Origin of the sequence: Kitasatospora sp. NPDC058965 (genome assembly GCF_042741245.1) — a bacterium.
Taxonomy (GTDB): Bacteria; Actinomycetota; Actinomycetes; order Streptomycetales; family Streptomycetaceae; genus Kitasatospora.
Genome location: NZ_JBHYKG010000156.1, coordinates 1 through 19855, shown reverse-complemented (window position 1 = coordinate 19855; position 19855 = coordinate 1). Strand labels below are relative to the sequence as shown.

Below are 19855 nucleotides of genomic sequence, written 5' to 3'. Positions count from 1 at the left end.
GGCCCGGGGCGCGGCCTGGTGCACCGTCGGCCCGTGCCACCAGCTGGTGTCGGCGAGGTCGGCCGCGTCCGGGCGCGGCGCGGTGCCGAAGTGGCGGGCGCCGTACAGCCCGAAGGCGTCGGTGAAGAGTTCGTGGGCCTGCTCCGGGTCGAGCCCCGCGAAGCGCTCGGCCAACCGCCGCAGCTCGGCGGCCTCCGGCTCGTACCCGCGCGACGGCGTCGGCACCGGCCGCGGCACGGCCGTGGGCACGGCCCGGCGCAGCGTCAGCGTCCCGGTCGCCAGACCGATCTCGCGCAGCGCTCCGCCCCCGTTCACGCGCCCCTCCGCCGTGCCAGTGTCCACCCGGTCCGGGGTTCACCCGCCCCGGCCCGGGACCCGTCCTACGAGTCCCGACGGGACAGCCTAAGGCACCGTCACGGGTCGGCGGCGCAAGCTCGGGCACGGCACGAGCGGGGCTGGACATACGCGCCGGTAACAACCCCTTCCGGCCAACCGCGCCGTCCCCTATCGTGCCGGGCATGCCGAACCTGCCCGACGTCGTGCTGTGGTCGATACCCGCCTTCGTGCTGCTCACCGTGCTGGAGGCGGTCTCCTACCGGCTCCGTCCGGACGAGGACGAACGGGGCTACCGGGCCAAGGACACCGCGACCAGTCTGACCATGGGACTGGGCTCGCTCTTCTTCGACGCGGGCTGGCGGGTGCCGATCGCCCTGGTGTACTCCGCGCTCTACGCGGTGGCACCGTGGCACGTGCCGATCAACGCCTGGACGCTGCCGCCGATGCTGCTGGCGCAGGACTTCTGCTACTACTGGCAGCACCGCGGCCACCACGTGGTCCGGGTGCTCTGGGCCAGCCACGTGGTGCACCACTCCAGCCGGAACTACAACCTGTCGACGGCGCTGCGCCAGCCCTGGACCGGCGCGACCAGTTGGGTGTTCTACCTGCCGATGGTGCTGGCGGGCGTGCACCCGGCGGCGCTGGCCCTCTGTTCCGGCATCAGCCTGGTCTACCAGTTCTGGATCCACACCGAGCGGATCGACCGGCTGCCCGCCCCGGTCGAGTGGGTGCTCAACACCCCGTCGCACCACCGGGTGCACCACGCCTCGCAGGGCGGCTACCTGGACCGCAACTTCGGCGGGATCCTGATCGTCTGGGACCGGCTGTTCGGCTCCTTCACCCCGGAGACCGTGCGGCCGGTCTACGGACTGACCAAGAACCTGGACTCCTACAATCCCCTACGGGTGGCTACTCACGAGTACACCGCGATCGCGCGGGACGTGGCGGCCGCCCGCACCTGGGCCGACAAGGTCCGCCACCTCACCAAGGGTCCGGGCTGGCAGCCCGGACCGCTCGGCACGGGCGCCGCGCCCGTCCCGTCGATCAGCCCGGAGGGCACCACCGCATGCTGACCACCCTGACCTCCACCGTCGGCCACCGGCTCGCCGGGCGGGCCAAGGGCCTGTTCACCGCGTTCGCCGCCACCTCGGCGGCGCACCTGGGCTCGCTGCTGACCGATGCCACCAGGGTGGAGCAGGCCACCAAGCCGGCCCTGATGCCGCTGCTGGCCGCGCACGCGGTGAGCGGCGAGGGCCCGGCCCCCCGGCTGCTGGCGCCCGCACTGCTCGCCTCCACCGCGGGCGACGTGCTGCTCCAGTTCTCCACCGAACCGGCCTTCCTGGCGGGCATGGGCGCCTTCGCCGCCGCGCACATCTGCTACATCGTCATGTTCGCCCGGCAGGGCGCGCTGACCGACCGGCGCCGGACCGTCCTGGTCGGCTGCGCCTACGCGGCCACCTGGGTGGTGATGCTGGGACTGCTCTGGCCGGGCCTGGGCAAGCTGCAGCTCCCGGTGGCCGGCTACAGCCTGCTGCTGGCCGGGACCGCGGTGACGGCGGCCGGCCTGGGCCTGCGGGCCGGGCTGGGCGGCGGCCTCTTCCTGCTCTCCGACACCCTGATCGCCACCCGGCTGGCCAACTGGCGGGCGCTGCCGGGCCACGAGTTCTGGATCATGTCCACCTACCTCGCGGCCCAGTACCTGCTCGCCACCGCCGCCCTGAAGGCCGAGGCCGGGGCCGGTGCCGGAGCCGGAGCCGAGGCTCGGGACGAGCCGGCGCGGTGACGGCCCGGGGCCCTCAGAGCGCCAGGTCCACCACGACCGGCGCGTGGTCCGAGGTGCCCTTGCCCTTGCGCGCCTCGCGGTCCACGTAGGCGTCGCTGACCGCGGCCGCGAAGGCGGCGTTCCCGTAGACCAGGTCGATCCGCATGCCGCGGTTCTTCGGGAACGCCAGCTGCCGGTAGTCCCAGTAGGTGTAGGGCCGGTCGTACTTGAGCGGGCGCGGCACCACGTCCGCCAGGCCCGCCCCGCGCAGGTCGGCCAGCGCCTGCCGCTCCGGCCCGGTCACGTGGGTGAGGCCCTCGAAGGCGGCGACGTCGAAGACGTCCTCGTCGGTCGGCGCCACGTTGTAGTCGCCGAGCACCGCGAACGGGCGGGTGCCGGCCGCATCGGCCGCGACGTCCTGACGGAGCGTCTCCAGCCAGTCCAGCTTGTACCGGTAGTGCGGGTGGTCCACCTCGCGCCCGTTGGGCACGTAGACCGACCAGACCCGCACCGGCCCGCAGGTGGCCGCGATGGCGCGCGGCTCCTGCTCGGGGAGCATCGCGCCGTCCGCCAGGTAGCCGGGCTGGTTGGGCAGCCCGCGCAGCACGTCGTCGAGGCCGACCCGGGAGAGGATCGCCACGCCGTTCCACCGGCCGGTGCCGTGCGCCTCGGTCTCGTAGCCCAGCGCCCGCACCTCCTCGTACGGGAACGCGTCGGTGGCGCACTTGAGCTCCTGCAGGCAGACCACGTCCGGCTTGGCGCTCTCCAGCCACTCCAGGAGCTTGGGCAGCCGTGCGGTGACGGAGTTGATGTTCCAGGTGGCGATGCGCAGGGTCACGAGCAGGCCTTCGGCGGTCGGAGGGGCACGGGCGGCGGGGCGCCGGTCGGGCGTCCGTCCCCGAATCTACCGCCGCCCGCCGACAACCGGGCGGCAGCTGCGCCACGCCGCCGGACCGGGGCGCCGCCCGCCCGGCCCCCGCGGCGCCCCGGCCAATGAGGTGAACCGGGGCGCGGGCTGCCACCGGTTCGGCCCACCCCCGACCAGACTGGTCCGACGGGGACGGCGGACGGAGGGCACGGCACGCATGCGGCGGATCCGGGACGAGAAGCTGGAGCACGACCGCCGGGAGCGCGTCCACGAGCTGCGCGAGCGCCGCGACCGGGCCCGGGCGGCGGCGACCACCGGCCGGCACCGCCGGGCCGCCCGGCAGGCCGAGTCCGGCGCCCGCTGGCTCGACGGGCGCCTGCCGTTCCTGGACGCGGGCAAGGGCCTGCTGCGCAAGATCTTCCCCGACCACTGGTCCTTCCTGCTGGGCGAGCTCGCGCTCTACAGCTTCACCCTGCTCCTGCTGACCGGCGTCTACCTCACCTTCTTCTTCAAGCCCGCGATGGGCGAGACCGTCTACACCGGCGGCTACGCCCCGCTGCGCGGTGTGCGGATGACGGAGGCCTACGCCAGCACCCTGGCGATCAGCTTCGACGTCCGGGGCGGCCTGCTGATCCGTCAGATGCACCACTGGGCCGCCCTGGTCTTCGTCGCGGCGATCGGGGTGCACCTGCTGCGGGTCTTCTTCACCGGGGCCTACCGCCGCCCGCGCGAGGTCAACTGGCTGATCGGGCTGACCCTGTTCCAGCTCGCCCTGGTCGAGGGGTTCGCCGGCTACTCGCTCCCCGACGACCTGCTCTCCGGCACCGGGCTGCGCACCGCCCAGGGGTTCATGCTGGCCGTCCCGCTGGTCGGCTCGTACCTCGCCTTCTTCGCCTTCGGCAGCGAGTGGCCCGGGCAGGACATCGTCCCCCGCCTCTACACCACGCACGTGCTGCTGCTGCCGGGCCTGCTGCTGGGCCTGGTGACGGCCCACCTGATCCTGGTCTTCTACCTCAAGCACACCCAGTGGGGCGGCCCGGGGCGCAGCGGGCGCAACGTGGTCGGGCAGCCCTTCTTCCCCACCTTCCTGGCCAAGACCGGCGGCCTGGCCGCCATGGTGTTCGGCCTGCTGGCCCTGCTCGCCGCCGTCGCCCAGATCAACCCGATCTGGGACTACGGCCCCTACCGCGCCGACCAGGCCTCCACGGACGCCCAGCCCGACTGGTACATGGGCTTCCTGGAGGGCGCACTGCGCCTGATGCCGGGGACGGAGACCCGGTTGTGGGGCCACACCGTCGCGTGGAACCCGCTGCTGCCGGCCGTCGTGTTCCCGCTGGTCCTGTTCACGGCGCTGTACGCCTACCCGTTCGTCGAGCAGTGGATCACCGGCGACCGCTCCGAGCACCACCTCTGCGACCGCCCGCGCAACCGCCCCACCCGGACGGCCCTCGGCGTCGCCGGCGTCACGGCGTACGCGGTGCTGCTGCTCGCGGGCGCCCAGGACGTGCTGGCGTACAAGTTCGAGCTCTCGGTCGACGTGCTGGACTGGACGTTGCGGGTCGCGCTCTTCGTGGCCCCCGCGCTCGCCTTCCGACTGACCCGCTACCTCTGCCTCGCGCTCCAGTCCCGCGACCGCGACCGGGTGGCGCGGGGCACCCCGACCGGTTTCGTGGACCAGTCCCCCGAGGGCGGGTTCCACCAGGGGCACACGCCGTTGACCCCGGCCCGGACGTACGTCCTGACCCTGGACCGCCCCCCGGACGCGGTGGCACCCGCCGACACCTCCCGGCGCGAACGCGTCCGCGCCGCGCTCGGCGACTGGTACTACCGCGACCGGGTCCGCTGAGCGCCTCCGCGCGGCCGGGGCGGGCTCAGCGGTGGGCTCGCGGGCTCAGTGGCCGAGCCACGGGACGCGCGTGTGCGTCAGGACCAGGACGAGCTCGACCAGGACGGCCACCACGGCCAGGCCCACCAGCATGGCGACCAACCGGCCGGCCCCCGCCAGCCAACCGCGCGCCCTGGGCGAGCCGAGACCGGCGACCACCACGCCGAACAGCACCCGGCCCCAGAGCGGGGCCGCGTGGCTCCCGACGCGCAGGCCGGACCCCAGCAACACGGCGAGCGGGACGGACAGCAGGAGGCCCTTGGAGAGGACCGGCCGCCGGTTCACCGGCACCTCCGGCCGGGAGGGCAGCGGGGGGACACTCGGCCCGAATCCGAGTGGCGGAGCCGGCGGAGGAGTCCCGGACCCCTCGTCCCACCGGGTGTAGTACTCCGTCATCGCCTGGTCGTAGGAGAAGTCGTCGGGGAAGTCCTGGCGGCTCGGGGTCGGCCTCATGCGCGTTCTCGCTTCGTCGGGGTTGAGCGATCGGTCGACCGACCAGCCGGGGGCCGACCTACCTCCGGCCTTCCCCCGGACCGTGATCAGCACGCCCCTCCGCGCGCTCCGCCCGACCCCGGCGCCGCTCCGGGGAACGTTCTTGACGTACCGTCAGTCCGTCGCCGTCACCCGTCCTCGCCAGGAACCGGAGCGCAGCCGATGCACCGAACCTCCGACACCCCGTGGTCGGTCACCCTGGACTACTCCCGGGACCTGGCCCTCGCCCTGGCCGTGCGGGAGGCGGTCGGCTGCGCCGACCCGCTGGGGCTGCCGCCCGTCGATCCGCCGGTGGCCGTGTCGGTCCTCCCCGCGGAGCGTCGGGACCCCACCCTCACGCAGCAGTGGCACGCGTGGTGGACCGGGGCGATGGCGGCACCGGGCCACGGGTCCCGACCGGCCCCGCAGGTGGACGGCCCGCTCGGTGCGGTCCTGCGGCGCAACTCCGACGTGCTGCTCCCCTGGAGTGCGGCGCGCAAGCGGGAGCTGGCCGCGTCGAGCAGGGCGGTTCCGGGCCGGCCGCGGATCCGGCTGGCCGACGCGCTGCGCGAGGCCGGGGTGCGGGACCGCGAATTCCACCTGACCGTGCTCGCGGCCCCGGTCGGACTGCCCGTGTTCCACCCCGTCGGCGGGTCCGTGATCCTGGCCGGCCTGGAGCTGGTCCGCGACCGGAGCGCGTACGTCACCGCGCTGGTGGACCACCTGACCGGGTACGGGCCGGCCTGATGCCCGGCTCAGCCCACGACAGTGGGCTCGACCAGACCACCCTCCCGGACCCGGTACCTCGCGCCGGCCCACTGACGGAGCTGCGCCGTGAACGCAGCCCTGTCGTCGGGGGCAACCGCCACCGCCGGGACGAACGAGAGGCCGTTCGGCCTGTGCTGGAACACCCACGCGTACCGCCGCTCGTTCACGCTGCCCACCTGGTCCCACCCGAGCTGCTGCACGCCGCCCGGCTTGCTGATCCGCAGGCCCCCTGCCGACAGCTCCACCGTCGTGGGCCCGGCGAGCCGGGGCCAGAGGGCGGCCATGGTCTTGTCCGTCAACGGCTGCAGCAGCCTGGTGAGCCACCCCTTCGCCGTGGGCCGCAGCAACCCCTGGACTTGAGCGGGCGTCAGATCAAAGGAAACGGTGAACACGGCGAACCCCTCCCCCCGAGGCGGACGCCGGGCGCGCCCGCGAGCTCGGCGAGGGTATCAGTGGGGTGACTGGTGGTCAGCCGGTTTCCGGCGAGGCACGGAACAGGGCGCGGCCGTCATGGGTCCGGACCACCGGTGGCCCGTCCCCTCCGAGTGCGTCGAGCAGACGCACGGCGTAGACCTCGCTCATCCGCTCGCGGACTTCGGTCGCGGTGAGCCAGTCCACTGCCACGGACTCCTCGGACACCTGCTCGTGACCACCCTCGGGACGGCAGCGGAAGACCAGCGCGATCACGCCGCGGCTCACGTTCTTGTAGACCCCGGTCAGCCGCTCGACGCTGACCTTGATCCCCGTTTCCTCGAACACCTCACGGCGCACGCCGTCCTCGATCGCCTCCGCCGGCTCCAGCACACCACCGGGAGGCTCCCAAGTCCCGTTGTCGGCACGCTGGATCGCCAACACCCGACCGTCCGCCCGCACGACGGCACCTGCTACGGAGACGGAGTGCAGTGGCGTGATGGGCGCGGCCGGACCGGCCGCAGCGCCACTACTGACCACCGGCGAACGTCCCCGAGCGCACACCCGCCACGAACGCGGACCAGGCACTGGTGGTCACCACGAGCAGCGGACCCTGCGGGTCCTTGCTGTCCCGCACCGGGACCACGCCGGGGAGGTTGGCGGCCACCTCGACACAGTCACCGCCGTTGCTGCTGTACCTCGACTTGAACCAAGCAGGATCGGTCACTGAAGTTCCCTCCGTACCTCGCGAATCATCGCCACGGACGCGGCCTGCGACAACGCTTCTACCTGGAGTTGATGGTAGGCGGTCATCAGCGGCCGCACAGCGTCGGGATCGCGCTGCAGGTAGCCCTGCTGAGAAGACTCCGAGTACGCGATCGCAGACCCGCTGCGCATGGTCAGCAGATTGATGGGAAGGTCAAAGCTGCGGGCCTCGCCCATCTCGTACGGAGCTACTTGGAGAACCGTGTTCGGAAGTTCGGCGAAGACCAGCAGGCTGTCCAGCTGAGCCCGCATCACCCCCGGGCCACCGACGACGCGTCGGATGCAGCTCTCGTCCAGCACTGCATGCAGTACTGGTGGTGGAGGACCCACAAGACGCGCCTGCCGCTGCCTGAGCAGGGCCAGGCGCTCGTCGGCTTGCTCACGAGTGATACTGCCCCGCCGCACAGCCCCGAGCGTGATCGCCTCCGCATAGTCGGGGGTCTGCAGCAAGCCAGGAACGATGCCGAGCACGAACAACCGCAGCTCGACCGCCTGCTCCTCCTGTGCCAGATAGTCCGCAAACCCGTGCAACAGCGATGTCCGCCGGACGTCCCAGAACATGTCCACGAACTTGCTGCCGGTCCCGAACACCTGGTCAATCCTTCGCGCGAAACGGGGAGTAGGCGGCTTCCGCCCCGTCTCCACCGCCGACATGTGCGTGCCCGAGTACGACAGCCGCTCTCCCATCTCGTCCTGCGTCAGGCCCAACCCGTCCCTCAGCTTGCGAAGTTCAGCACCGAAGGCGTGGCGCGGCGAAGCATCGGGGTTCAACTCCAAGCGATTCAAGGCTCGTTCTCCGCTCTCCCCTGACACGTTGAAGGCTTGCTCAGCCTACGCCACAGTGAGTGCTCCCGGTAGCGGTTCCACTACGGAGAGGAACGGCGCAGTGGCGGAACACCCCATGGACGCGCGACTTGAGACCCAGGAACAACGGACCGAACGAGAGCTCCGCGCCCTCGCCGAACACGCGGTGCAGGCCCTGGAGGACGCTCTCCACGTGGCTGGCCTGCCGCCTCTCCCGTCCCTCGCGGCCGGCCGGGTCACCATCACCCCGCACGGCATCCACATCCACCTCGGCGGCTGCAATCCCCGCACGATGGTCCGCCTTGCCGGGTGGATCCGGGCGCACGCCCGCTGTACGGGGCGCATCACGCGTGCGGAGGCCCTGCCCGCTCCGGTGGCACAACTGCCCGTTCTGCAGCCCGAGCCGAGGGAGACACCCATGAGCAAGAGCCGGATGACCCTGCACGTCTACCGCCTCGGCCCCGACGGCAGCCGCACCGACCTGGGCAGCACCGAGGTCACCGCCGGCGAGCCCTACCGGGGCGCCCGCAGCATGCTCTTCGAGGACCCGTGCGGCTGTCGGCGCTGCCACCCCGCCGAGGCCCAGTCCACCCCCGACACCGCTCCCGGAGGCCCGGCGTGACCGAACTCCCCACCCCGCAGGCCGTCCCCGGCTGCCCGGCCTGCGCCCGCTTCCACCAGCGCCTCCTGGGCACCCCGCCCCGCACCTCCGCCCGGAGCGACGTCCGCGTCCGCTGGCGCCGCCACCTCGCTGCCGACCACGACACTGAAGGTCGACTGGCCCGACTTTCACCGCCGTAACCACCGTTCAGACGGCGCACAGGAGCAGCCCTCACCCGAGGCCGGCGGCGGGTGTCGGACCGCGTGGCTACGCTCCCTCACATGGGCTACACCACGACGTTCACCGGTCGGATCACCGTTGCGCCGCCACTCAACCCGCAGGAGATCGGCTACCTGCGGAAGTTCGCCGGTACTCGGCGCATGGACCGTGACAACGGCCCTTACTACGTCGACGGCACCGGCTGGGCGGGACAGGGTCACGACGCCGACATCCGCGAGTTCAGCAAGCCGCCGGCGGGCCAGCCCAGCCTGTGGTGCCAGTGGGAGCCCACCGAGGACGGGACCGCGATCGCATGGAACGGGCACGAGAACTTCTACGGCTCGTCCGAGTGGATGGCCTACCTGGTCGACCATTTCCTGAAGCCCGGCGCGCACGCCCAGGGCCGGCCGGGGTTCGAGGGCTTCACCTTCGACCACGTGCTCCACGGCGTGATCGACGCGCAGGGAGAGGAGGAGTGGGACAGCTGGCAGCTGACGGTGCGTGACAACGCAGTGTCCGCGTCCGAGCCCGTGGAGCCCGCGACGGTGTGGCTCTGCGGGAGCTGCCGCACGGTGATCGCCGACGAGGACACCATCTGCTGTCCGGGGGCGGAGCCGATGCCGACGTAGGCCGAGCAGGGAGCCCACGCCCCCGCCGCGGTCCCGGCGGAACCTAGTCCGAGTTCTCCCAGACCAGCACCCCGGGACCGTCGGGTGTCAGCACCGGGACCCAGGCCTCGTCGGCCTCCGACAGGCGGGACTCGTCCAGCACCAGTGGCGTGGGGAACACGTCGTCGCGGTTCGCGGGTCCGTACACGTGGAGGCCGACCGCGGCCCGCAGCCGATCGAGCAGCTCCACCGGCCAGCCCGACCGCGGTGCCCCGTGCCCCTTCAGTTCGCCGACGAAGATCTCCTTCAGCTCGGTGTCCAAGTCCGGTCCGAACAGCGGGATCAGGTACCCCTCCTGCTGGTACTGCACGCAGCCGTACCCGCCGCCCTGGTTCTGGTAGACCACGCCGGTCGGCGCCGCCACGATGACGAACATCCAGCCCTGGTCCGTCCCGCTGCCGTTGGGGTCCAGGAAGATGTACCGCTTGTCGCCGTCCGGATCAGCCATGATCGGGAGCATCGCACGGACCGCACAGGTGCCGCACCCCCATTCCGGGGGTCCGCCCGGCAGCCCCGGCGAGTGGGTAGGCTCCCCCGGCACCGCTCCAGTCCACCGCCCCGCCGGGAGTCCGACCGTGACCGACCAGCCCTTCCTCTACGTCGTCGTCTGCGCCTCCGGCATGGCCGGTGACGTGGGCGTGCTGATCGCGGCGGCCCAGGACGAGGGCTGGCGGGTCGGGGTGATCGCCACACCGCACGCGATGGCGTTCATCGACCGGTCCGCCATCGAGGCGCAGACCGGCTACCCGATCCGCTCCGCCTGGCGCACCCCCGACGCACCGGCCCCGCTGCCGCCCGCCGATGCGATCGCCGCCGCGCCGGTCACCTTCAACACGGTCAACAAGTGGGCCGACGGGCACGCCGACACCCTCGCCGTCGGGATCCTCACCGAGGCGTACGGGCTCGGCATCCCCGTCGCGGCCCAGCCCTGCCTGAACGCCGCGCAGGCGGCGCACCCGGCCTACGCCGTCAGCCTCGCCAGACTCCGCGCCATGGGCGTGCAGTTCGGCGACTACGTCCCGGGCGGCGGCCGGGAGACGTACAACTGGACGTCCGTGCTGGACCTGCTCCGCCCGGTGCTGACCGCACATCAGGCCACTGCCTGAACGCACCGCCGGCCGTATGATGATCCGTCAGCTGCGGCGAGAGGGGCACCGGAACCGTGAGCAGCACCCCTGACCGCGCCGTGTACAACACCCTCCACCTGGCCGACCACTCCGCCGCCCACACGGTCGTCCAGGCGGGCCGGATCGACACCCTGAACCTGCCCCCGGCCGTTCCCGCCCCCGCCTTCCCGCTCCGCCTGGGCGACGTCCCGCAGCTCGCCACCGCGTTCCAGCCCCGGTCGGCGGTCCGGGAAGCGCTCGCCGCCGCCGGCACCACGGTGGTGCTGGCCGGCGGCGGCGGTGTGGGCAAGAGCCAGCTCGCCGCCCAGCACGCGCACCGGGCGCTGGCCGACGGCACCGACCTGGTCCTCTGGGTGAACGCCACCGACCCGGCCGCCGTGGCAACCGCCTGCACGGCCGCCGCCCTCGCCGTGCGCGCACCGGGTGCGACGGGGCAGCCGGAGGATGCGGAGCAGGACGCCGCTTGCTTCCGCAACTGGCTCGCCACCACCGACCGCAGCTGGCTCGTGGTCCTCGACGACGTCACGGACTTCGCGGCCGTCGCCTGGCCGAGCCCGGCCCGGCACGGCCGCGGGCAGGTGCTCGCCACCACCCGCCGACGCGGGCCGGAGGCCAGCTCCCAGGGCCGCACCCTGGTCGACGTGGACGTCTACACCGAGGACGAGGCGCACGAGTTCCTCGGCCGCCGCCTGGCCGCCGCCGGGCGGTCGCACCTGCTGGACGAGCAGGCGGCCGAACTCCTCGCCGAACTCGGCCGCCTGCCGCTCGCACTCGGCCACGCCGCCGCCTACCTGATCCACCGCAACGCCCCGTGCGCCCGCTACCTCGCCCTGTTCCGCGACCGCGACCGCACCCTGGACGCCCTGCTCCCCCCGCGCGCCGACACCGAGCGGTACGGACGGACCGTCACCACCGCGCTGCTGATCGCGCTCGACGCCGCCCAGCAGGAGGAACCGGCCGGCCTCGCCCTGCCCGCCCTGCGGCTGGCGGCGCTGCTGGACCCGGCCGGACACCCGCACGAGCTGTGGACCACGCCGGTCCTGACCGGCTACCTGGGCCCGGACGCCGAGGACGCGCTCGCGCTGCTGCACAACTACCACCTCGTCACCGACGCCGGCACCGGCCCGCGCGCCGTCACCCTGCACAACCTGACCGCCCGCGCCGTGCTGGACACTACGCCGCAGGAGGACCGGCCGTACCCGGCGGCCGCCGACGCGCTGGCGGAGCTCTGGCCCGCCGAGGTCCACCTGGAGCGCGAGCTCGCCGCCACGCTGCGGGCGAACGCCAACGTGCTCCTCGGCCGGGCCGGGGACCGCCTCTGGCGGGACGGCTGCCACAGCGTCGTCCACCGGATCGGGGAGAGCCTGCACGCCGACGGGCTGTACCGCGCCATGGCCGAGTTCTGGGAGCAGCAGGTCGCCACCAGCACCCGCCTGCTCGGCGCCGAGCACCTCGAGACCTTCGTCGTCTCCAACAGCCTCGCCGCGGCGTACCGCGAAGCCGGGCGCCTGCCGGACGCGTTGGCCCTGCTGGAGCACCTGGCCCCGCGGGCCGTCCGCGTCCTCGGGGCCGACCACCGGGAGAGCCTGACCACGCGCGGGAGCCTCGCCCTCTCCCTCCGGCTGGCGGGACGCACCGAGGAGTCCGTCGCCCTCGGCGAGGCCGTCCTGATCGACCTGCGCACCGCGCTCGGCCCCGAACACCCGCAAGTCCTCGTCGTCATGAACAACCTGGCCGGCGCCTACCGGGACGCCGAACGCACGGACGAAGCGGTCGCCGTCGAGGAGCAGGCACTCGACATCCTGACCCGGCTGCGCGGAGCGGACCACCCCAACACCCTGACGGTGCGCGGGAACCTGCTGATCTCCTACCGGCGGACGGGTCGCACCGAGGAGGCGATCGCGCTGGGTGAGGTGCTGGTCGGTGACATGACCAGGGTGCACGGCGCGGAGCACCCCGACACCCTCAGTGCGAAGAACAACCTCGCGACCTGCTACTGGCAGGCCGACCGCCTCACCGAGGCCGGCGACCTGCTGGAGCAGGTCGCGACCGCACGCGTCTCGCTCCTGGGGCCCGACCACCCCAACACCCTGACCACGCAGAACAACCTCGCCTCGGTGTACCAGGCCGCCGGGCGAGCCGCCGAGGCGACCGAGTTGCTCGAACGGACCAGTGCCCAACGGACCCGTCTGCTGGGGCCCGGCCACCCCGCCACGCTCCGCACGCTCATCAGCCTCGCCAACGTGTACCTGGGGGCCGGACGCGCGGCGGACACCATCGCCCTGCTGGAACAGGTCATCGCGGACGGGCCGGCCGGCCACCCCGTCGTCCTCGACAGTCACGGCTGGTTGGCCCTCCTGCTGGCCGAGCGCGGCCTGTCCCGGCTGGCCGAGGACCCGGCCGGCGCCGCGCGGGACGCTCGACGCGCCGTCGACCTGGTGCTCCCCCTGGCCGACGCGCACCCGGAGATCCTCGACGCCGTACGGCAGCAGGTCCGGTTCCTCGCCACACTCCCGGACCAGGCTCCCTGACCACACGGCCTGACCGCCGCGCCGACCGGCCCCCGTCCCGACTCCCGACAGTCCGTCCACCATCCGAGCGCCGGTAGACACTGTCTACCCCCGCTGCTAGACAGTCCCCGTGCCCGACGACTGCTCCCTGCGCGAGCGCCTGGTCGACGCCGGGGTGGAGCTGGTGCTCACCGACGGTCCCGTCGGCCTGCGCGAGATCGCCCGCCGCGCCGGGGTGTCGCACGGTGCGCCGCGCCGGTACTTCCCCACCCACCACGCGCTGCTGTCGGCGATCGCCGGGCGCGGGTACCGGGAACTGGCGGACCGGTTCGCGCTGGTACCGGCCGGGACGGTGCCGCCCCGCGAGCAACTCGCCGCCATCGCCCGGGTGTACGTGGGGTACGCGCTCGAACGCCGCGGCATGTTCGAGCTGATGTTCCGTCACGACCTGCTCGGCGGCGGCCGGCAGGCCTCGGGGCTGCCGCCGCTGCGCGAGTCCACGCTGCCGCTGTTCGCCCGGCTGGTCGAGCTGGTGCGGCGCTGCGGAGCCGGGCCGGACGACCCGGCGGTGACCGCCGCCGCCCTCTGGTCGGGCATGCACGGCATCGCCCAGCTGTGGACCTGGGGCAGCCTGCAGCTCGCCCTCAGTGAATCCGAACCGGACCGGGGCAGACTCGACCGGCTGATCACCGCCGTGCTCAACGCCCACCTGGACCGCCCCACTTCGAGAGGGAGAGAACCCCGATGACGGGATCCCGCGTACTGTCCTTCGGCCACTACCAGCCGACGAAGGTGCTGACCAACGCCGACCTGGCGGAGCTGGTCGACACCAGCGACGAGTGGATCCAGAGCCGGGTCGGCATCAAGACCCGCCACATCGCGGGCGAGGAGGAGACCGTCCCGTTCATGGCCGCCCGGGCCGCCGAGAAGGCGCTCGCCCACGCGGGGCTCGACGGGTCCGAGATCGACATGGTGATCCTGGCCACCTGCACGGCGGTCGACCGCTCGCCCAACATGGCCGCCCGGGTCGCCGCCGCGATCGGCGCGCCGGCGCCGGCCGCGATCGACGTCAACACGGCCTGCTCCGGCTTCCCGCACGCGCTGGCACTGGCCGACGCGAGCATCAAGGCGGGCTCGGCGACCAAGGCGCTGGTGATCGGCGTCGAGCGGCTCAGCGACTTCACCGACTGGACCGACCGCCGCACCTGCGTGCTGGTCGCCGACGGGGCGGGCGCGGCCGTGCTGGTCGCCGCCGAGGAGGGCGAGGTCAGCCCGGTGGTCTGGGGCTCGGTGCCCGAGATGGGCGACGCGGTCCGGATCGAGGCGCCGAGCAACACCTTCTCCCAGGAGGGGCAGAGCGTGTACCGCTGGACCACCACGGCGCTGCCCAAGGTGGCGCTGAAGGTCCTGGAGCGGGCCGGCGTGCGGCCGGAGGAGCTGGGCGGCGTGGTGCTGCACCAGGCCAACCTGCGGATCATCGAGCCGCTCGCGCGCAAGATCGGCGCGGTCAACGCGGTGGTCGCGCACGACGTGGTGGAGTCGGGCAACACCTCGGCGGCCAGCATCCCGCTGGCCCTGTCCAAGCTGATCGAGCGCGGCGAGATCCCCAAGGGCGCTCCGGTGCTGCTGTTCGCCTTCGGCGGCGGCCTCTCCTACGCGGGCCAGGTCATCCGCTGCCCGTGACGCCGCCGGCGGGGCGGTCGGCCGGCTGCCGGACCGCCCTGGCCCCGCACGGGCGGTGGGCCGGTTCCCGGACCGGCCTACTGCCCGCGCCGCGCGTACTGGAACACGAACCCGGCCACCCCGGGCGCCAGCACGCCGAACCCGATCAGCGCCAGCCAGACGCCGTACACGATGCCCAGGGCCAGCACGGTGGCCCCGGCGGCGGTCAGCAGGGGGTAGGCGCTCACCGGCGCGAAGAAGTCCAACGGGCCGGCGCCGGCCGCGATCTCGGCCGACGGGTCGTCGGCGGGGCGCCTGCCGCGCTTGGCGTGCTGGGCCCAGCAGAAGGCCGCCACCAGCGCGGACATCAGGAACGCCACCACCAGCGCGGCCTTGCCGGCCGGCTCGTGGGCGAAGACGCCGTACACGGTCGCGATCACGGCGAAGAACGCCGCCACCCCGGTGAAGAGCCACGCCTCCGCCTTCATCAGGCCTCCTCCGACTCGGGCTCCAGCACCGCCCGGCTCTGCTCCGGGTGGTGCAGGTCGAAGGCCGGGGACTCGGAGCGGATCCGCGGCATCGCGTGGAAGTTGTGCCGGGGCGGCGGGCAGGAGGTGGCCCACTCCAGCGAGCGCCCGAAGCCCCACGGGTCGTCCTCGGTGACCTTCGGCGCGTACCTGGCGGTGTGCCAGACGTTGTACAGGAACGGCAGGGTGGAGAGCCCGAGCACGGCCGCGCCCGCCGAGGAGACCGTGTTCAGCGTGGTGAAGCCGTCCGACGGCAGGTAGTCGGCGTAGCGGCGCGGCATGCCCTCGGCGCCGAGCCAGTGCTGCACCAGGAAGGTGGCCTGGAAGGACGGCAGCAGCAGCCAGAAGTGCACCTTGCCCCACCGCTCGTCCAGCATCCGCCCGGTCATCTTGGGCCACCAGAAGTAGAAGCCCGCGAAGGTGGCGAAGACCACCGTGCCGAAGACCACGTAGTGCAGGTGGGCCACCACGAAGTAGCTGTCCGATACGTGGAAGTCGATCGGCGGCGCGGCCAGCAGCACCCCGGTCAGCCCGCCGAACAGGAAGGTGACCAGGAACCCCAGGCAGAACAGCATCGGCGTCTCGAAGGAGAGCGAGCCGCCCATCATGGTGCCGACCCAGTTGAAGAACTTCACCCCGGTCGGCACCGCGATCAGCAGCGAGGTGAGCGAGAAGAACGGCAACAGCACCTGCCCGGTGACGAACATGTGGTGCGCCCAGACCACCGCGGACAGCGCCGTGATCGAGATGGTGGCGGCGATCAGGCCGTAGTAGCCGAAGATCGGCTTGCGGCTGAAGACCGGGATCACCTCGCTGACGATGCCGAAGAACGGCAGCGCGATGATGTACACCTCGGGGTGGCCGAAGAACCAGAACAGGTGCTGCCAGAGCAGCGCGCCCCCGTTGTCCGGGTCGAAGACGTGGGCGCCGAACCGGCGGTCGGCCTCCAGCCCGAACAGCGCGGCGGTCAGCACCGGGAACGCGAGCAGCGCCAGGATCGAGGTGAAGAGCACGTTCCAGGTGAAGACCGGCATCCGGAACAGCGTCATGCCCGGGGCGCGCAGGCAGACGATGGTGGTGATGAAGTTGACCGCGCCGAGGATGGTGCTCAGGCCCGCGACCACCAGGCCCATGGTCCACAGGTCGGCGCCCGCGCCCGGGCTGCGCACCGGACCGTTCAGCGGCGCGTAGGCGAACCAGCCGAACGAGGCGGCGCCGCCGGTGGTGAAGAAGCCGCCGACCACCATCAGGCCGCCGAACAGGAAGACCCAGTAGGTGAAGGCGTTCAGCCGCGGGAAGGCGACGTCCGGGGAGCCGATCTGCAGCGGCATCACCGCGTTGGCGAAGCCGGCGAAGGTGGGCGTCGCGAACAGCAGCAGCATCAGCGTGCCGTGGATGGTGAAGAGCTGGTTGTACTGCTCGCTGGTGAACAGCTGCAGTCCGGGCCGGGCCAGCTCGGCCCGCATCAGCAGGGCCAGGATCCCGGCGAACAGGAAGAAGCCGAAGGCCGTGGTCAGGTAGAGGTTGCCGATCACCTTGTGGTCGGTGGTGGTCAGCCACTCCAGCGCCCGGTTGCCCCGGCGGACCCGGACCGCGGTCGGGTCCGCCGCCGGCTCGGCGAGCTGCGTCATCCGACCTCCCTGACCCGACGGGACCGACGGTGACCATGCAATCACCGAACGCTCCCGGCCCGGGTCAGGCGCGCGCGGGCCGGACGGGTACGGGCCGGTCCGCCAGCACCGCCGGAACGCCGCACCGCCGCACCGCCGCACCGGCCGAACTGCCGCAACCGCCGGAACCGTCGGAACCGCCGCCGCTACCGCTACCGCTCGGCGCGCGAGCGCTTGACGGTACGGAACCGCCGGGCCACCGCCCGGGCCAGGTCGGCCGCCCCGATCAGCCCGGCCTCGTTGCCCAGCGCGGCCGGCACCAGCTGCGCCTCGGGCCGGAACCCGCGACCGGTCAGGGTGCGCCGGAAGGCGTCCTTGGCCGGGCCGAGCAGCAGCTCGCCGGCGGCGGAGACGCCGCCGCCGATCACGAACCGGCCCGGATCCAGCGCGGCCGCCAGGTTGGCCAGGCCGACCCCCAGCCAGGTGCCGATGTCGTGCAGCAGCTCCACCGCCATCGGGTCGCCGTCCCGGGCGGCCTCGGTGACCAGCGGGCCGGTGATCGCGGCCACCTCGCCGCCGGCCCGGGCCAGCAGCGGCTCGGCCACCGGCGACTCCGCGGCGGCCAGCTCGCGGGCCTCGCGGACCAGTGCGTTGCCGGAGGAGTACTGCTCCCAGCAGCCCCGGTTGCCGCACGGGCAGCGGTGCCCGCCCGGCACCACCTGCATGTGCCCGAACTCCCCCGCCAGCCCGTACCGGCCCCGGTCCACCCGGCCCTGGCGCACCACGGCGCCGCCGATCCCGGTGCCCAGGGTGATCATCGCCAGCAGGTCCTCGCCGCGCCCGGCGCCGAACCGCCACTCCGCCCAGGCCGCCGCGTTGGCGTCGTTCTCCACCACCACCGGGAACTTCAGCCGGTCGGTGAGCGCCTCGCGCAGCGGCTCGTCGCGCCAGTTCAGGTGCGGGGCGAAGAGCACCCGGGAGCGGTCGGAGTCCACCCAGCCGGCCGCGCCGATGCCCACCGCGTGCACGTCGTGCCGGTCCGCCAGCTCCAGCACCAGCTCCACGATGGTGTCCTCGACCACCTTGGGGCTCTTGCTCTTGTCGGGGGTGTCGGTGCGCAGCTGCTCGACGATCTTCCCCTCACCGTTGACCACGCCGGCGATCACCTTGGTGCCGCCGATGTCGATCCCGATGGTCGGCAGCCGCAGCACGCCGGCGGGCAGCGACCGGCGGCGGTCGCCGGCGAACCGGTCGGACCGTCCGGCACGACCGAGCAGGGCGGGCAGGACGGGTTGGCCGCTGCGGCCGGTGGGCTGGGTCACAGGCGCGACGATACGCCGCCGCGGCTGCGATTTCGCTGGCGGGATCCTGAGTGTTGCCCGAGCGGGTGTGCCGGGTGGCGCCGGTCAGGTGACAGACTAGGGGGGCGTCACTCCGGGGATTCTCATGAACGCGTGATCTTCCTCTCAGGTTCGCCCCGATCCTGGGAGAAACCGGTCATGCGTTCATCTCGTCTCCATGTGATGAGAAGCGCGCCGGACAGAGCGGGGTCCGGGCGGTCGACTACGTGGGACGAACGAGAACCAGATGCAACTGACAGGCCAGCCCTTCCTGATCCTCACGATCATCCTGGTCCCGGTCTCCATCGCGGTGGCGCTGCTGCTGTGGGGGAAGGTCAAGGGCCCCAAGCCGCTGCAGGCGGCCGCCCGGCTGGCGATGCTGCTGTTCTGCCAGGCCACGGCCGTGACGATGGTCTTCGTCATGGTCAACAACGCCAACCTGATCTACGGCAGCTGGGACGACCTGCTCGGCTCGGACAGCCACGTCCGCTCGGTCTCCAGCCCGCCGGCCGCCGCGGCCGCCGACGGCAGGCCGGGCAACGACGGCAAGCCCGCCGGTGCCAAGGTGCTGCAGCAGTTCAAGCCGGTGGACGACCCGCTGGTGCCCACCGACGTGCAGACCACCGAGCTCAAGGGCCGGCTCTCCGGGGTGGACGGCGAGGTCAACGTCTGGCTGCCGCCGCAGTACAACGACCCGGCGTACAAGGACAAGAAGTTCCCGGTGGTCGAGCTCTTCCCCGGCTTCCCCGGCTCCTCCAAGACCTGGTTCGGCTCGCTCAAGGTCTCCGAGCAGCTCAAGCCGCTGATGGCGAGCGGCCAGGTGACCCCGTTCATCCTGGTCTCGCCGCGCACCCAGCTGATCAGCACCACGGTGGACACCGGCTGCGCCGACGTGCCGGGCAAGGTCAACGCGGACACCTGGCTCTCCCGGGACGTGCCGCAGATGGTGCTGGACAACTTCCGCGCCGACCCCTCCCCCGACCGCTGGGCCGTGGCCGGCTACTCCGCGGGCGCGCACTGCGCCGACCGGATGGCGCTGCTCCACCCGGACCGCTACCGGGCCGGCATCAGCCTGTCGGGCTACAGCAACCCGGGCGCGGAGGGCCTGGCGCTCACCGCCAAGGACCCGAAGCTCAAGGAGACCGCGAACCCGCTGTACATCCTGCAGCACGCCGTCGCCCCGCCGAAGACCGCCCTCTACCAGAGCGGCGACAAGGGCGACGGCTACGAGGACGGCCAGGCCCTGGCCGCCGCCGCCAAGGCCCCCACCACCGTCACCGTGGTCGAGACCAACGGCCCGCACACCCCGTCCCTGTGGCGCCCGATGCTGCCGGACGTCTTCAAGTGGCTGAGCACCATCATCCCGGTCCAGCACTGAGGCGGCGTCAGTCTTCACGCGAGCGGGCCCGTAACCCCTAAAAGGGGTTACGGGGCCGCACACGGGGTGAGTGGTGGGTGCTAAGGGCTCCTGTTGCGCGGCGAAACCAGCCAGCAGCACCACCCGGACGGATTGGCACGCGC

22 protein-coding genes are annotated in these 19855 nt (G+C 72.7%); 11 read left to right on the top strand and 11 right to left on the bottom strand.

From position 1 onward, the window contains the following. On the bottom strand, window positions 1–315 hold a 315-nt coding region (locus ACFW1A_RS24150; protein WP_380411446.1), incomplete at its 3' end, for a DUF2397 family protein. 203 nt (window positions 316–518) lie between these two features. Between ACFW1A_RS24150 and ACFW1A_RS24145 the strand changes: the two genes are divergently transcribed. Further along, window positions 519–1409, top strand: a complete 891-nt coding sequence (locus tag ACFW1A_RS24145) for a sterol desaturase family protein (protein WP_380411443.1) — start codon at window positions 519–521, stop codon at window positions 1407–1409. Next, window positions 1403–2119 carry a lysoplasmalogenase gene (locus tag ACFW1A_RS24140; protein WP_380411441.1) on the top strand — a complete coding sequence of 239 codons (717 nt, stop codon included), beginning with the start codon at window positions 1403–1405 and terminating at the stop codon, window positions 2117–2119. The genes ACFW1A_RS24145 and ACFW1A_RS24140 overlap by 7 nt, the downstream gene beginning before the upstream one ends. 13 nt (window positions 2120–2132) lie before the next feature. On the opposite strand, the gene ACFW1A_RS24135 is transcribed toward ACFW1A_RS24140, so the two are convergent. Beyond that, window positions 2133–2930 (bottom strand): exodeoxyribonuclease III, encoded by a 798-nt coding sequence (locus ACFW1A_RS24135; protein ID WP_380411455.1) that lies wholly within the window; start codon window positions 2928–2930, stop codon window positions 2133–2135. 253 nt (window positions 2931–3183) lie between these two features. Between ACFW1A_RS24135 and ACFW1A_RS24130 the strand changes: the two genes are divergently transcribed. Further along, a complete protein-coding gene (locus ACFW1A_RS24130; RefSeq protein WP_380411438.1) occupies window positions 3184–4812 on the top strand; it encodes a cytochrome bc complex cytochrome b subunit in 1629 nt (542 codons plus the stop codon). A gap of 45 nt (window positions 4813–4857) precedes the next feature. Here ACFW1A_RS24130 and ACFW1A_RS24125 read toward each other — a convergent pair whose 3' ends face one another. After that, entirely contained in the window at window positions 4858–5304 is a 447-nt protein-coding gene (locus ACFW1A_RS24125) for a hypothetical protein (RefSeq protein ID WP_380411436.1), read from the bottom strand. A gap of 201 nt (window positions 5305–5505) precedes the next feature. Between ACFW1A_RS24125 and ACFW1A_RS24120 the strand changes: the two genes are divergently transcribed. Next, the gene (locus tag ACFW1A_RS24120) at window positions 5506–6069 is read left to right on the top strand and encodes a hypothetical protein (protein ID WP_380411433.1); all 564 of its coding nucleotides are present in this window, start codon (window positions 5506–5508) and stop codon (window positions 6067–6069) included. An 8-nt stretch (window positions 6070–6077) separates the two neighbouring features. Here ACFW1A_RS24120 and ACFW1A_RS24115 read toward each other — a convergent pair whose 3' ends face one another. From ACFW1A_RS24115 to ACFW1A_RS24100, 4 genes are all read right to left on the bottom strand, one after another. Further along, window positions 6078–6482, bottom strand: coding sequence for a YcxB family protein (locus ACFW1A_RS24115; RefSeq protein WP_380411430.1), 405 nt, complete (start codon window positions 6480–6482; stop codon window positions 6078–6080). 76 nt (window positions 6483–6558) lie between these two features. Continuing rightward, window positions 6559–7041, bottom strand: a complete 483-nt coding sequence (locus ACFW1A_RS24110; RefSeq protein ID WP_380411428.1) for an NUDIX hydrolase — start codon at window positions 7039–7041, stop codon at window positions 6559–6561. After that, on the bottom strand, window positions 7031–7228 hold the full coding sequence (locus tag ACFW1A_RS24105) for a DUF397 domain-containing protein (RefSeq protein ID WP_380411425.1): 198 nt from the start codon (window positions 7226–7228) through the stop codon (window positions 7031–7033). Before ACFW1A_RS24105 ends, ACFW1A_RS24110 begins: the two co-directional genes overlap by 11 nt. Next, entirely contained in the window at window positions 7225–8052 is an 828-nt protein-coding gene (locus tag ACFW1A_RS24100; RefSeq protein WP_380411422.1) for a helix-turn-helix domain-containing protein, read from the bottom strand. The genes ACFW1A_RS24105 and ACFW1A_RS24100 overlap by 4 nt, the downstream gene beginning before the upstream one ends. Before the next feature lie 436 nt (window positions 8053–8488). Here ACFW1A_RS24100 and ACFW1A_RS24095 point away from each other — a divergent pair, with 436 nt between their 5' ends. Together ACFW1A_RS24095 and ACFW1A_RS24090 are read left to right on the top strand one after the other, a co-directional pair. After that, the gene (locus tag ACFW1A_RS24095; RefSeq protein WP_380411420.1) at window positions 8489–8692 is read left to right on the top strand and encodes a hypothetical protein; all 204 of its coding nucleotides are present in this window, start codon (window positions 8489–8491) and stop codon (window positions 8690–8692) included. Between the two features lie 260 nt (window positions 8693–8952). Next, window positions 8953–9519, top strand: coding sequence for a hypothetical protein (locus ACFW1A_RS24090; RefSeq protein ID WP_380411417.1), 567 nt, complete (start codon window positions 8953–8955; stop codon window positions 9517–9519). A 43-nt stretch (window positions 9520–9562) separates the two neighbouring features. Here the strand turns inward: ACFW1A_RS24090 and ACFW1A_RS24085 are convergent, their stop codons facing one another. Beyond that, window positions 9563–10006, bottom strand: a complete 444-nt coding sequence (locus ACFW1A_RS24085; protein WP_380411414.1) for a DUF6210 family protein — start codon at window positions 10004–10006, stop codon at window positions 9563–9565. Between the two features lie 172 nt (window positions 10007–10178). Here ACFW1A_RS24085 and ACFW1A_RS24080 point away from each other — a divergent pair, with 172 nt between their 5' ends. The 4 genes from ACFW1A_RS24080 to ACFW1A_RS24065 all read left to right on the top strand — a co-directional run bounded on the left by ACFW1A_RS24080 (window position 10179) and on the right by ACFW1A_RS24065 (window position 14878). Beyond that, the gene (locus tag ACFW1A_RS24080) at window positions 10179–10664 is read left to right on the top strand and encodes a flavoprotein (protein WP_380411452.1); all 486 of its coding nucleotides are present in this window, start codon (window positions 10179–10181) and stop codon (window positions 10662–10664) included. A gap of 56 nt (window positions 10665–10720) precedes the next feature. After that, window positions 10721–13216, top strand: a complete 2496-nt coding sequence (locus ACFW1A_RS24075) for a tetratricopeptide repeat protein (RefSeq protein WP_380411410.1) — start codon at window positions 10721–10723, stop codon at window positions 13214–13216. Between the two features lie 109 nt (window positions 13217–13325). Next, entirely contained in the window at window positions 13326–13943 is a 618-nt protein-coding gene (locus ACFW1A_RS24070; RefSeq protein ID WP_380411408.1) for a TetR/AcrR family transcriptional regulator, read from the top strand. After that, on the top strand, window positions 13940–14878 hold the full coding sequence (locus ACFW1A_RS24065) for a beta-ketoacyl-ACP synthase 3 (RefSeq protein ID WP_380411405.1): 939 nt from the start codon (window positions 13940–13942) through the stop codon (window positions 14876–14878). The genes ACFW1A_RS24070 and ACFW1A_RS24065 overlap by 4 nt, the downstream gene beginning before the upstream one ends. A 77-nt stretch (window positions 14879–14955) precedes the next feature. On the opposite strand, the gene ACFW1A_RS24060 is transcribed toward ACFW1A_RS24065, so the two are convergent. The 3 genes from ACFW1A_RS24060 to ACFW1A_RS24050 all read right to left on the bottom strand — a co-directional run bounded on the left by ACFW1A_RS24060 (window position 14956) and on the right by ACFW1A_RS24050 (window position 18280). Continuing rightward, window positions 14956–15345 carry a cytochrome c oxidase subunit 4 gene (locus tag ACFW1A_RS24060; protein WP_380411402.1) on the bottom strand — a complete coding sequence of 130 codons (390 nt, stop codon included), beginning with the start codon at window positions 15343–15345 and terminating at the stop codon, window positions 14956–14958. Beyond that, window positions 15345–17015 carry a cytochrome c oxidase subunit I gene (ctaD, locus tag ACFW1A_RS24055; RefSeq protein ID WP_380411400.1) on the bottom strand — a complete coding sequence of 557 codons (1671 nt, stop codon included), beginning with the start codon at window positions 17013–17015 and terminating at the stop codon, window positions 15345–15347. The genes ACFW1A_RS24060 and ctaD overlap by 1 nt, the downstream gene beginning before the upstream one ends. Before the next feature lie 191 nt (window positions 17016–17206). Then, window positions 17207–18280: an ROK family glucokinase gene (locus ACFW1A_RS24050; RefSeq protein WP_380411450.1), complete on the bottom strand. Its 1074-nt coding sequence runs from the start codon at window positions 18278–18280 to the stop codon at window positions 17207–17209. Window positions 18281–18581: 301 nt separating this feature from the next. Between ACFW1A_RS24050 and ACFW1A_RS24045 the strand changes: the two genes are divergently transcribed. Further along, the gene (locus ACFW1A_RS24045; RefSeq protein WP_380411397.1) at window positions 18582–19712 is read left to right on the top strand and encodes an alpha/beta hydrolase; all 1131 of its coding nucleotides are present in this window, start codon (window positions 18582–18584) and stop codon (window positions 19710–19712) included. Window positions 19713–19855 lie beyond the last annotated feature (143 nt).